Origin of the sequence: Psychrobacter sp. CCUG 69069 (assembly GCF_021023115.1) — a bacterium.
Classification (GTDB): Bacteria; Pseudomonadota; Gammaproteobacteria; order Pseudomonadales; family Moraxellaceae; genus Psychrobacter; species Psychrobacter namhaensis.
Map to the genome: position 1 here is coordinate 55,493 of NZ_QQAI01000011.1, position 11,896 is coordinate 67,388.

The window sequence follows — 11,896 nt, forward strand, 5'->3', positions numbered from 1 at the left end:
AAAAGGATATTGCTGTGGCGCCTAGTTATAGGCCTAGCTATAATAGTAACAAAGTCACAGCATGTCATGCGATATAAACCTTACTATAAAGATGAATATGCCAATCTAGTTGTCTCTCCCCCTCCTCAGTAAATAATTGCTCCCTATAGCAATTACTCTCATAGAGCGTCTGACGCTTTTTCCTGTGCACGTGCACGGCTTTAATGTTTGTATCCATAATCGATTTATCTATTGAGTTATTAAGAGCAAGCTATTAAAGGCAAGTTATGACAATAACTCGCTCAATATGATGGTTCACATTTTTGTATTCGTTATTTAATGGGCGTTGTGCCTAGCTAAAAATGTGTTAGACCTTTGATTTTAAGTATCTCTTATTTGAGATATTTCTTATCTCAAATATCGCGATTATTGACAGACTAAAGCAGTTTCTAAAAACTGAGTTCAACATGTTAAATACCATTAAAGAGCATTGGTTATCCAATGTTAGAGCCGACGTCCTAGCTGGTACGGTCGTTGCGTTAGCCCTTATTCCTGAAGCCATTGCGTTTTCTATCATTGCTGGTGTCGATCCCCAAGTTGGGTTATACGCTTCGTTCTGTATTGCCGTCGTGATTGCGTTCGTTGGCGGACGTCCAGCGATGATTTCGGCCGCAACCGGCGCGATGGCATTACTCATGGTCACGCTGGTGAGAGAGCATGGCTTGCAATATCTACTGGCTGCCAGTGTCTTGACAGGGGTCATACAAATTATCTTTGGCTTTTTAAAGCTGGGTAATTTGATGAAGTATGTCTCTCAATCTGTTGTCCTAGGCTTTATTAATGCCTTGGCGATTTTGATTTTCATGTCGCAGATCCCCGAGCTGATGCCGCAAGACGGCTCAAACCTAATACACGTCTATGGTCTTGTGGCTCTCGGTCTAGTGATCATCTATGGTTATCCCTACCTCCCAAAAATCGGCAAAGTGATTCCGTCACCGCTGGTCAGTATTGTACTGGTGACGGCAGTCGCTATTTTATTAGGCGCAGAGGCGCGCACCATCAATGATATGGGTCAGCTACCGGATACCTTACCCATATTTTTACTGCCTGATATTCCTTTAAACTTAGATACTCTACTCATTATTTTGCCGTATGCCATCAGTCTTGCGATCGTCGGTTTGCTTGAGTCTATGATGACCATGACCATTGTGGATGACTTAACCGATACCAAAGGTGATCGCACCCAAGAGTGTAAAGGTCAGGGTATAGCCAATGTCGTCAGTGGTTTTTTTGGTGGTATGGCAGGCTGTGCCATGATTGGACAGTCTATCATCAATGTAAAATCTGGCGGATACACACGTCTCTCGACCTTGGTTGCTGGGGTATTCTTACTATTAATGGTGGTGTTCTTAAGCGACTGGTTAAAGATTATTCCAATGGCTGCATTAGTCGCTGTGATGATTATGGTATCAATTGGTACGTTTAACTGGGGTTCTTTTAAAGAGCTAAAAACGAAGCCATTACAAAGTAATATCGTCATGATCTCCACGGTTGCGGTAGTGGTCGCGACTCATAACTTGGCGTATGGCGTGCTCATTGGTGTATTACTATCAGCGCTATTTTTTGCCAATAAGATTGAGCGTTATATGAGCGTGCATACGCAATTAGATGAAGCAGAACGAACGCGTTATTATCAGGTCGATGGACAAGTTTTTTTCTCATCAGCTGAGCGCTTGATTGACTCATTTGATATCAAAGAGTCTGTCTCTAAAGTGGTCATTGATGTATCGCGAGCGCACTTTTGGGATGTGACGGCCGTCGCTGCCATAGACAAAGTCATGATTAAGTTTCGCCGCGAAGGGACTGACGTTGAGCTGATAGGTCTCAATGAAGCAAGCCAAGCGATGATAGAAAAATTCGGCGTGCATGACAAACCTGATGCCGAGCAAAGCTTGGATGCTCATTAATATCAAGCATTAGCAATATCGTTTTTAAGGATATATAAGGATAAAAATTGAAATCTAACAAAGTATAAGGCACTAAGTGAGTTCAAACCACAGAAACGGTGGCCGAACCATACGGCAGAAGCGTAGAGAGTCTTAAAAATAATCAGGTTAATATATGTTATTGTATATTGATTGCTGCCTTGAGTGTGTGCTAGTTTTATTAAATACCGTGGCTTCGCGTCATTCTAACAGTGTTTATCTGTCAAGAGCAGGCGTTTAGTTGATTTAATAATAAGGACAAGGCTATGCTATTAGAAAAGATTAAAACACCTGGTCTTTCACATTTATCTTATCTAGTGGGATCAGGCGGGCAGGCCGCGGTGATCGACCCACGTCGTGATTGTGCGATATATGTAGAGAAGGCACGAGCAGCAGGACTTCAGATCACTCATATCTTCGAGACGCATCGTAATGAAGATTTGGTTTCTGGCGCGCCGATCTTAGCAGCGTTGACGGGCGCATCGGTACTGCATGGTCCCAATCCAGAGAAACCGATTGCCTATGCGCAGACCGCACGTGACGGTGATTGCTTTACTCTCGGTCAACTTGAAATCCGTGTACTAGAAACGCCCGGCCACACTGATGACCACCTTGCTTACGCTTTGTTTGATACCGCCTATCCAGAGAAGGCGGTGGGCGTTTTTACTGGTGATGCCCTGTTTGTTGGTGATGTTGGCCGTACTGATTTTTATCCTGATCGCCGCAAAGAAGTTGCAGGTCTGCTTTATGACTCACTACAAGATATCCTAGCGTTAGGTGATCAAGCCATTATTTACCCAGCGCACGGTGCCGGGTCCGTCTGCGGGTCAGGCATGGCAGAGCGCGAGTTCTCTACCGTCGGCCACGAAAGAATGAATAACCCGCGTTTACAGATTACCGACCGGGATGCTTTTATTGAGTTTAAGGTTGGCGAAAATCATTATCAGCCGCCCTATTTTCGACTGATGGAGCGCCTCAATATGGAAGGTGGTGATGCGGCGCCAACCGTGATGCGCCCGCGTAACCTTTCGCTTGATCAACTAAACAGCTGTGATGCTGATCATTTTATCGATATTCGTGAGCCGATGGCTTATGCTTCAGGGCACCTGCCTGGATCTATGAGCTTACCTGTAAATATGCTCCCTGCGTTTGCTGGCTGGTTTGTGCAAGAAGGACAAAGCATCGCACTGATTGCCTCTGATGAAGAACAGCTTGCTACTGCCATGGAGCATCTGGTACGAATCGCCCTTGACAATGTAGTGGGTGGCTATGTGGGCGTGGTACCGGCTGCTGCACAGGGTGAAAAGATGCAACAAACTCCTATGATCGGCACGGCTGAGGTTGAGGATCGTCTTAATAACGCTGAATGCTGGACACTGCTTGATGTTCGCGATATTGATGAACGAAATGCCACTGCGATTGAAGGATCACAGCACATCTATGTTGGGCATCTAAATGAACGTTGGCAAGAACTCGATCCGAGTCGCCACTATACAGTAATGTGTGCCAGTGGTGCTCGAGCGACAACAGCGGCAGGATGGCTTGCTAGTCGTGGTTTTGAAAACATTGATATCTACCTAGGGTCAATGGGAGCATGGCAAGCCGCGCCTGACTGATGGGTTTTTGTTTTTATTCACGAGATAAGCCGTCAAACAGAGAGTGTATATGGCTTATCTAGGTGATTTATTCTCTAAAAGAAAAGATGGCCCCAATTAAGGGCGCCATCTTTCTTATTTTGTTTTTATGTGACTTTTTATGGAACAAAGATAACCACTACTGACTAGTAAACGTCACCGGTTTAGTACCATGACTAGCAGGCTGACTGATAGTCACCTTGCTCGCTAGAATGTCGCCTCTGGCATTGATCTTGTAGCATTCTGAGGAAGTACCTGCAGGATCATAGCTGAGGAGCAAGTTGCTTGACGTCTCTATACAGAACCACGCCGTGTTATTGGTATCTCGAGTCAGAGACCAGTCTTGGTGGTAAGTGCCTATTTTTTTGCGCATGCTGTTGTCCGCGTAGACATTTTCGGTCATTAAGGTACTTGAGTCACCAATGGTAGCCATCTTAGGTATAGTGCTCGTCTGGTTCGATAGTGAGTACTTGCCCGTACTGTCAGTAAATCCATGAAACACCAATGGGTTCAAGGAAAAGTAGTTGATAGCGACGGACTGATCAGTGATTTGGTTGTTTACTTTATTGATCGTGTTTACTTCGGCCCCTTGTACGGGTTTATTGTTGAAGCGCATGCTGCCTTTAGGCGTAACTTGGATGTCTGCTGAGACGCTTTGATTGCCTATAACGGCCACCAATTTTTCGCTCCGTTGTTTGGTATAAATATTGAGCATAGCAGTCTCAATAGGATACTGCGTAACGATATTGTTTTGATTGGTATTACCTAGTGCCCCACCATTCATACCGCCAGCACAAGCGCTTAATCCCAGCCCTGTGAGCACACACAATCCTAGTGTTTTCATGGTTTAATCCCTCAATTTGTTTAAATAAATATTATCAATATCTACTATAATCCAATTTTTAAGCAAAGACATCTGCCAACCGTCTTAGACCTTGCTGTTATTACAGCACTATAACAACCAGCAATTTTCCAGCGCGATAAGAAATAAATAATCTCTGCCAGCACTGCGCATAAAATGATCAACTAGGACAGTGTTAATAAAACCATACGGAATGTTTGTGACACCTTTCATGGATCGATCAGCGCCGATTTTGATAAAAATTTTATCTCGACTATGTTGCTTTTATAGTCTTTGTCTCATTTCTTTTGTCTCATTTTTATAAAAATCATTCAGGCAGCAGGAGATAATAAGTATCAACTGAAGAAGACGTTACCAGCCACTTAGACATTATCGCAACGCAATCCAAAGTGATGCTAGAGTAGGAAGAATGTACTCAAAGCACTCCCTTAAAAATAAAGTAACACCCCACGACAGTTAGTAATATTGCAAAGCATTTCTTTAAAAGCGCTGGCGATAGTATATGGGCGACTTTTGCACCGAGCTTAGCGGTAAAAAAGCTCATAATGCTAATTCCTAAAAAGGCATAAATGTGCACAAAGCCAATGGTATTGGGCACATTGACTTGCTGCTGCATCCCAAAGAACATAAACCCTAATGCACCGGCAATGGCGATAGGTAAGCCACACGCAGCTGACGTACCAACGGCTTTTTGCATGACCACACCATAACGAGTGAGATAAGGTACGGTTAAGCTGCCGCCACCGATACCGAAAATGGCAGAGGCAATCCCGATAACCCCACCTGCTGCCAATTGCTTAGGTTTTGAAGGCAGTTCTGTATTAGCATCATTGGCACTACTCGCATTGGTAGCATGACTTGTGAGCTGTTTTTTGCCACCGAAAAACATCTTGTAGGCGACCCAAAGCAAAAACACCCCAACAATAAGTTGGAGGTACAGCCCAGATATCTGTCCTGCTATGCCTGCCCCTAAAAAGCAGCCAACCGCTAAGCCTGGTGCCAGATTTTTAAAAACAGGCCACATGACGGCGCCTTTCTTATTATGTGCCATTAACGAGCTGATAGAGGTGATAATGATGGTCGCCAATGACGTACCTAATGCTAAGTGCATGATGTTGTCAGGACTGTAACCCATTTGCGTAAAGACGATAAATAATAATGGCACGATAATTGTGCCACCGCCCACACCAAATAGCCCCGCAGCAAATCCTGCTAGCGCGCCTATAATTAAAAAAATGATTAGTTCCACGGGATATTTGCTTCTTATTTAGAGTTAGTGCGATGGTTGTTTTAGTTAAGTGATAATAAGTCAGTTTAAAAGCTAACTTAAGCGATTTCTACTTGGTCCACTTGACCAACTCGAGAGTAGGCACGATTAAAATACACCAAACTTTCTGCTTGCTCACTTTGGCTGATGGCGACCACCCGGCACATAAAGATGCTGTGCGAGCCCACTTGCTGAATGTCCTCAATCTCACAATCAAAGCTGACCAACGCATCTTCTAAGACGGGAGCGCCTGTGATTAACGTACTCCAAGAGCCATATTCAAATCGCTCTTGCGAACTCAACTTAGAGGCAAAAGCGTTGGATATTGGCTCGTGCTGTGCGCCCAACACATTAACGCTTAACGTTCTATTCTCAATAAAATGGGCATGTGAGCGGGACGTCTGATTCATGCAAACCAGCAAGGTTGGCGGTGTGTCGGTGACGCTACACACCGCAGAGGCGGTAAATCCGTGTGCACCAGTGCGGCCTTTTGTGGTAACAATATTGACCGCGGTTGTTAACAAAGACATGGCATCTCTAAAACCGGTGGCTTCAATCATGGCTTAACTCCTAAATTTTAAATCTTTAAGTGCATTGATAACTGAGGTCACTTATCAGCTCAAACCAGCTAGGGCTTATGAATAAAACTAAACGGTCAGCTCTTGACGAGCGATGGCTGCGCCAGCGCTTAATGCTGCCAGCTTGCCTCGTGCCACGTCGCGAGACAACGGTGCCATACCGCAGTTGGTCGAAGGATAGAGCTTGTCAGCATCGACAAATTGCAGTGCTTTGCGTAGCGTATTTGCCACTTCTTCGGGGGTCTCAATGGCATTGGTTGCCACATCAATGGCGCCAATCATCACTTTTTTACCGCGAATCAGCTCAATCAAATCCATGGGTACATGGGAGTTTTGACACTCTAAAGAGACAATATCAATATTCGACTGCTGCAATTTAGGAAAGGCTTGCTCGTATTGACGCCACTCTGAACCCAGTGTTTTTTTCCAATCGTTATTGGCTTTGATGCCATAGCCGTAGCAGATATGCACCGCCGTCTCACATTTTAGTCCTTCGATTGCCCGCTCTAGCGTGGCAATACCCCAGTCGTTGACGTCATCAAAGAACACATTAAATGCCGGTTCATCAAATTGGATGATATCCACGCCAGCCGCTTCTAGCTCTCTGGCTTCTTGATTCAGAATTTTGGCAAACTCCCAAGCCAATTTTTCACGGCTTTTATAATGACCATCATACAAGGTATCAATCATCGTCATCGGACCTGGCAGTGCCCATTTGATAGGTTGATCGGTTTGTTGACGTAAAAACTTAGCATCGTCAACAAATACAGGTTTTTGACGGCTGACACTACCCACGACTGAGGGCACACTGGCCTCATAGCGATTACGAATGCGTACGGTCTTGCGCTTCTCAAAATCAACGCCATCTAAATGTTCGATGAAAGTGGTCACAAAATGCTGACGGGTCTGCTCGCCATCACTGACAATATCAATGCCTGCATGCATTTGTTCTTGCAGGGTCAAACGTAGCGCATCTTGTTTGGCTTCAATCAAGTGCGCGCCCTCTAGTGCCCAAGGTGACCAGATTTTCTCAGGTTCTGCTAGCCAAGATGGTTTTGGTAAGCTGCCAGCGGTAGATGTCGGTAATAATAGTTTCATATTGATCCATTTTTCACATTTTGTTTTTATATTTTAGTTTTATATATATCGGACAGTTAGGCAGCATGTTTTTTAAGCGCACCTTTTTCCACACAATAGCTGGCAGCCCACTGCTCTAAAATGTCTTGGTAAGGTTTGATGAATTGCTCTTCTGTAAACTTGCCTTGCTTTACTGCCATTTGGCTGCGCTCTTCACGGTCATACACAATTTGAGTCAGTGAATAATCTTGGTAGGTCAAGCTTGGTTGATACACGTCACCTGCGCTTGAGTTGGCATTGTAAATTTCAGGCCGGTAGATTTTTTGGAATGTCTCCATTGTGCTTATCGCACTGATTAGCTCAAAATCGGTGTAATCACTCAACAAATCACCGGCGAAATAAAACGCTAATGGCGCAGCACTATCTGCAGGCATGAAGTAGCGAACGGTTAAGCCCATTTTGTGAAAATACGCATCGGTTAACGAGTAGTCATCTTGCTTATATTCGACCCCTAATACAGGATGCTGATTGGCCGTACGGTAATAGGTTTTACTGGTTGACACGCTGAGGCAAATCACTGGCTTTTTATGAAAATTGGCTTTATATGCCTCTGAGTTCAATAAATATTGAAATAATTTGCCATGTAAGTCACCAAAATCTTCTGGTGGCGCAGATGCTGGATTTTTCTCGAAATGCTCGAGCAGTACGACGCTAAAGTCGTAATCGCGCACATAAGAGGAGAAACTGTTGCCGATCATACCGTCAATACGGGTGTTGTCTTTATGATCAACAATCGTTGTTTTCATCGTTTCGATGACAGGAAATGCATGGCCATTACCTTCGATATCCATGTCTGCAGAAATGATGTCAACTTCAACAGAATAACGGTCTGCTGTTGGGTTATCCCAATGCGCCAAAGCGTTAAAACGGTTGTTTATCATTCTTAATGTTTTACGTAAATTCTCTTGGCGATGCTCGCCGCGCGCCAAATTCGCAAAGTTAGTGGTCAGACGCGTGCTGTCTGCAGGATGATAATTTTCATCAAAACGAATGCGCTTAATTGAACAGGTAAATTCTTTACTCATGATAATCTGCCATCCTAAACTGATCTTGTTATTTGAGATAAAACCAAATTTGTGTATGAGGTGAATTATGCCTGAACTAATACATGAATAAAAACGATGTAAATTAAATAAAAAATGAATAAAATTCATCTTTCTGCTTAATGATGGGGAAGAGAATGAGAGGGCAGAGATGTTGACGAATGATTACGTGGAAAGTTGGGTCTATAAAGGAATAGGGAAAACGGAAGGAGCAGGAGAGAAGAGTTTGGTCAGTCAACCACACGTAAAACATTTTTTCACCAAAGAATGAGGCGTGAAAGCTAACTCAGAAACTTCCCAATTGGACTACGAAAATTTCCTTTTGAATCACCTTGATACCTTTACCCATAAAAAAGGCCTCACCCATAAAAAAGGCAAGGCCAGATTTATTTGTCAGGCGTAAATGTCAAAGAGTTCTTGCCAGCTGATTTTTACGGTTCTAAAAATAGAGCCACTCGCGTTTCTGGTTCAAAATGACGGGCTCAAGTAAACCTACCGACGAGATTCTTAGAGCAGTTCATATTTTGAGGTCTAAAAAAATCGCAGACCAACACAAGCCACGGGATAGGTGGGTCATGTTCGGATAGCTTGGGAAAACAGCAGACATAAAAAAACGCTAGACGCATTATGTATAAAGGTTTTAAGGGATGTTTAGGAGAGAGTAGGACAAGATAGGAAAGCTGGTATTCAAGAGGATTTTATAAGATTGGCGGTGAAGGAGGAAGTCAAACTTGTGGTATAAGTTATTGATTTTAAAAGTTTTTTATTTATATATTAAAGATATAGACCAACTGATAGACCAACATCTTTTAAGTATTAGATGCGAGACAGATAATGGGATTTTCCTTTCCAATATTTGTAACAAGATATTTCTATTTGAAAATTTAATTTCAAGTGCATATTACCATTAAAAAACTGTTCCTAGAAAAACGTATTGAATCTTAAAAATCGCACAGGTTTCAATCGAATTAGGAGAGTTTAATTATTTTTAGAAAACTAATGTAGTCACCTATTACTCTGAGTCTTTGTTCTAACAGTATGGTTGAGGTAAATACACCAATGTATGAAAATAATAAAAAATCCTAATTCTTTTGGGAAAGTATTTTAACTCTAATTCTATTATCGACGTACGTCTTTAGGCGCATCTCCATTAGGCCAGTCTTTATCTTTATTAGCTTTTATAGGACGTGGTAAGTGAGTAAAGTAACTAGCAATATCGACTGCTTCCTGGTCGCTAAGAGAGTTACCTTGTCCAAAAGGCATTTTACCTTTGATAAAAGCAGCTGCTGTGTATGTTCGTGCCATACCTGCGCCATCGTTAAAAGACTTTTCTCCAGCTACTGCTGGATAAACGTAAGAACCATCATCATTATACTGACCTTCGCCATTTTCACCATGGCAAACACTACATTTTTCAGCGAATAGTTTTTTGCCATTATCTGTGTTAGGCTCCAAATTTTTATCTATTTCTACAAAGCCGCGACCTTCGGGTGAGACACCGTATGGCAAGTCCTGTGATAGCCAGCTCATATAAGACACCATTGCATTCATATCATCTGAACCTAGATCAAGCGCTTTGCCGTTCATTGAGCGTTCAAAACATCCGTTAATACGCTCTTGAATTGAGTTGACACGACCACCACGACTACGGTAAATAGGATAGATACCTGGCATACCATTCCAAGGAGCAGCGTAAGCTTCTGAGCCATTACCTAAATGACAGCTCGTACAATTCAATTGGTTGCCAACATTGTCAGGCAACTCTTTATAAGTATGATTAGCAATTTGCAAGCCGCGACGCACAGCTGCGCCAAACTCGTCATCTGGAATAGTAGACTCGTCAGGCATACTGATAGTCAATTTAGCGCTTGGATTTGAGGCCATATCTTCCTTAATTGCTGCAGCTTGTGACTCAAGTGATTTAACTCGTGCTAAGGCCTCAGCTTCTTCTACTCTGTCAACCGCTTTGATCTCTGTTTCACTACATGCTGTTATGCCCATTGCACTAATACTTAAAATGGTAGCAACCAAATAGGAAGAATAATTAATTTTAAATGATGTCTTCATTGGAATATCCTTATTATAAAATATAATATCCGATTTTATATTCATATGTTAAATTGTGAAAAATAATGGCAGTAATTTGGCTGAGCTAAGGCAGTAGATCAGTCAATTAGACAGTTCGTAACTTCTCAGAAATATAATTCTATCAAATATAAACAACTTTGATATATAAACGTTGCGTTAAATTTTAGGGCGCATCATTAATCGATACAATTATTCTAGGATAAGCTGCATTAACTCTATGTATAGTAAAACGAGCGCAACGACTATATCAAGACTACATGCTATACATGATGAATAATAGACCTCTTGCAAAAGTCATAGGTTAAGCTCGGAATTAATGATACCAGCAAACAGCTTCATTCTAAGATCGTAGCGCTGACGACGGTTGCGATATTTATGAGCCACGATTTTAAACAACTTGATTAAGCCTATTTTGTGCTCAACCACAATACGGAACTTTGCCAGATAGTGATTGGCCTGTTTGCATATCTCCAATAACTGACCACCACGAGGTTTCTTAAATGGTGTGAAAGTTTGGTTATGTAGATTTGCTATACCCTGATAACCACTGTCTGCTAGATAGTTAGTATTCTCAGGCAACCAATCAGGACAAGTATCTTTATACAGCTTAAAATCGTGGATTGACCCTTTACAGGTTTGCACATCGAGTATCAACCCTGTTTGCCAATGGACGATAACCTGCGCTTTTAGGGTGTGTTGTTTTTTCTTGCCGCTGTAGTAGTCGCTTTGGTTTTTTTTGGACGCTCAATTGGGGTTTCGGTGGCATCGACGATGACGACTGACCAATTGATGTCCTCATCGACACGACTAGGCAGCTTTTTAGGCAATTCAAACTTGCCAGAGTCAATCAGTGTGTCTTCTACTTTACGAATGATACGGCTAGCAGAAGACTCATGAATACCAAAGTCCATACTGATATGATAAAGCGTGCGGTATTCACGCCAATAAGTCAGGGCTAGTAGTATCTGCTCCTTAAGACTGAGCACACTTGGTCTACCTGATTTGGTCTTAGATGCTTCATGCTTTTGCATGGCCTCAAGCATGTCATAAAAGGTGGCTTTATGAATGCCAGTGTAGCGTTTAAAACCAGCGTCACTTTGTTTGAGTAGCTTATCTATGTTTGGCATGGTTCCTAAAAAGTTATGAGTGTCTTCTTATTTTAATTCCCTTTGCTACTTTTGCAAGAGGTCTTTTGACTAGCGAGAGACAATAGAGAGTTACCATTATATCAAGCACCATGCCTGTATAAACAAACAAGATAAACAGACAAGGACATTTAATACCTATAAAAGCAAATAGTTAGTCGGTCATCCTGCCAATCCC

General features: G+C 42.5%; 9 protein-coding genes and 1 pseudogene. 2 read left to right on the plus strand and 8 right to left on the minus strand.

The features are described from left to right. Positions 1-446 precede the first annotated feature (446 nt). Both DVY93_RS08580 and DVY93_RS08585 read left to right on the plus strand, forming a co-directional pair. Entirely contained in the window at positions 447-1,946 is a 1,500-nt protein-coding gene (locus DVY93_RS08580) for a SulP family inorganic anion transporter (RefSeq protein ID WP_198334408.1), read from the plus strand. A 284-nt stretch (positions 1,947-2,230) separates the two neighbouring features. Further along, the gene (locus DVY93_RS08585) at positions 2,231-3,580 is read left to right on the plus strand and encodes an MBL fold metallo-hydrolase (protein ID WP_230710310.1); all 1,350 of its coding nucleotides are present in this window, start codon (positions 2,231-2,233) and stop codon (positions 3,578-3,580) included. 157 nt (positions 3,581-3,737) lie between these two features. Here the strand turns inward: DVY93_RS08585 and DVY93_RS08590 are convergent, their stop codons facing one another. The 8 genes and pseudogenes from DVY93_RS08590 to DVY93_RS08625 form a co-directional block, all read right to left on the minus strand. Continuing rightward, the gene (locus DVY93_RS08590) at positions 3,738-4,442 is read right to left on the minus strand and encodes a hypothetical protein (RefSeq protein WP_230710312.1); all 705 of its coding nucleotides are present in this window, start codon (positions 4,440-4,442) and stop codon (positions 3,738-3,740) included. 433 nt (positions 4,443-4,875) lie between these two features. Beyond that, on the minus strand, positions 4,876-5,709 hold the full coding sequence (locus DVY93_RS08595; protein ID WP_230710313.1) for a sulfite exporter TauE/SafE family protein: 834 nt from the start codon (positions 5,707-5,709) through the stop codon (positions 4,876-4,878). Between the two features lie 77 nt (positions 5,710-5,786). Beyond that, the gene (locus DVY93_RS08600; protein WP_230710315.1) at positions 5,787-6,287 is read right to left on the minus strand and encodes a flavin reductase; all 501 of its coding nucleotides are present in this window, start codon (positions 6,285-6,287) and stop codon (positions 5,787-5,789) included. 87 nt (positions 6,288-6,374) lie between these two features. Then, positions 6,375-7,403, minus strand: a complete 1,029-nt coding sequence (locus tag DVY93_RS08605; protein WP_198334413.1) for a methionine synthase — start codon at positions 7,401-7,403, stop codon at positions 6,375-6,377. Between the two features lie 56 nt (positions 7,404-7,459). Continuing rightward, on the minus strand, positions 7,460-8,467 hold the full coding sequence (locus DVY93_RS08610) for a DUF1852 domain-containing protein (RefSeq protein ID WP_230710317.1): 1,008 nt from the start codon (positions 8,465-8,467) through the stop codon (positions 7,460-7,462). Positions 8,468-9,604: 1,137 nt separating this feature from the next. Next, positions 9,605-10,552, minus strand: a complete 948-nt coding sequence (locus DVY93_RS08615) for a c-type cytochrome (protein ID WP_093071421.1) — start codon at positions 10,550-10,552, stop codon at positions 9,605-9,607. A gap of 315 nt (positions 10,553-10,867) precedes the next feature. Continuing rightward, positions 10,868-11,251: pseudogene (locus DVY93_RS08620) on the minus strand (transposase family protein); the annotation flags it as partial. An 8-nt stretch (positions 11,252-11,259) separates the two neighbouring features. Beyond that, a complete protein-coding gene (locus tag DVY93_RS08625; RefSeq protein WP_133105064.1) occupies positions 11,260-11,700 on the minus strand; it encodes a transposase family protein in 441 nt (146 codons plus the stop codon). Positions 11,701-11,896 lie beyond the last annotated feature (196 nt).

Excerpts from the sequence above, each read along its gene's own strand:
- DVY93_RS08615 (WP_093071421.1), bottom strand. The coding sequence starts at position 10,552 with ATGAAGACATCATTTAAAATTAATTATTCTTCCTATTTGGTTGCTACC.
- DVY93_RS08590 (WP_230710312.1), bottom strand. The coding sequence starts at position 4,442 with ATGAAAACACTAGGATTGTGTGTGCTCACAGGGCTGGGATTAAGCGCT.
- DVY93_RS08580 (WP_198334408.1), top strand. The coding sequence starts at position 447 with ATGTTAAATACCATTAAAGAGCATTGGTTATCCAATGTTAGAGCCGAC.
- DVY93_RS08585 (WP_230710310.1), top strand. The coding sequence starts at position 2,231 with ATGCTATTAGAAAAGATTAAAACACCTGGTCTTTCACATTTATCTTAT.
- DVY93_RS08625 (WP_133105064.1), bottom strand. The coding sequence starts at position 11,700 with ATGCCAAACATAGATAAGCTACTCAAACAAAGTGACGCTGGTTTTAAA.
- DVY93_RS08610 (WP_230710317.1), bottom strand. The coding sequence starts at position 8,467 with ATGAGTAAAGAATTTACCTGTTCAATTAAGCGCATTCGTTTTGATGAA.
- DVY93_RS08600 (WP_230710315.1), bottom strand. The coding sequence starts at position 6,287 with ATGATTGAAGCCACCGGTTTTAGAGATGCCATGTCTTTGTTAACAACC.
- DVY93_RS08605 (WP_198334413.1), bottom strand. The coding sequence starts at position 7,403 with ATGAAACTATTATTACCGACATCTACCGCTGGCAGCTTACCAAAACCA.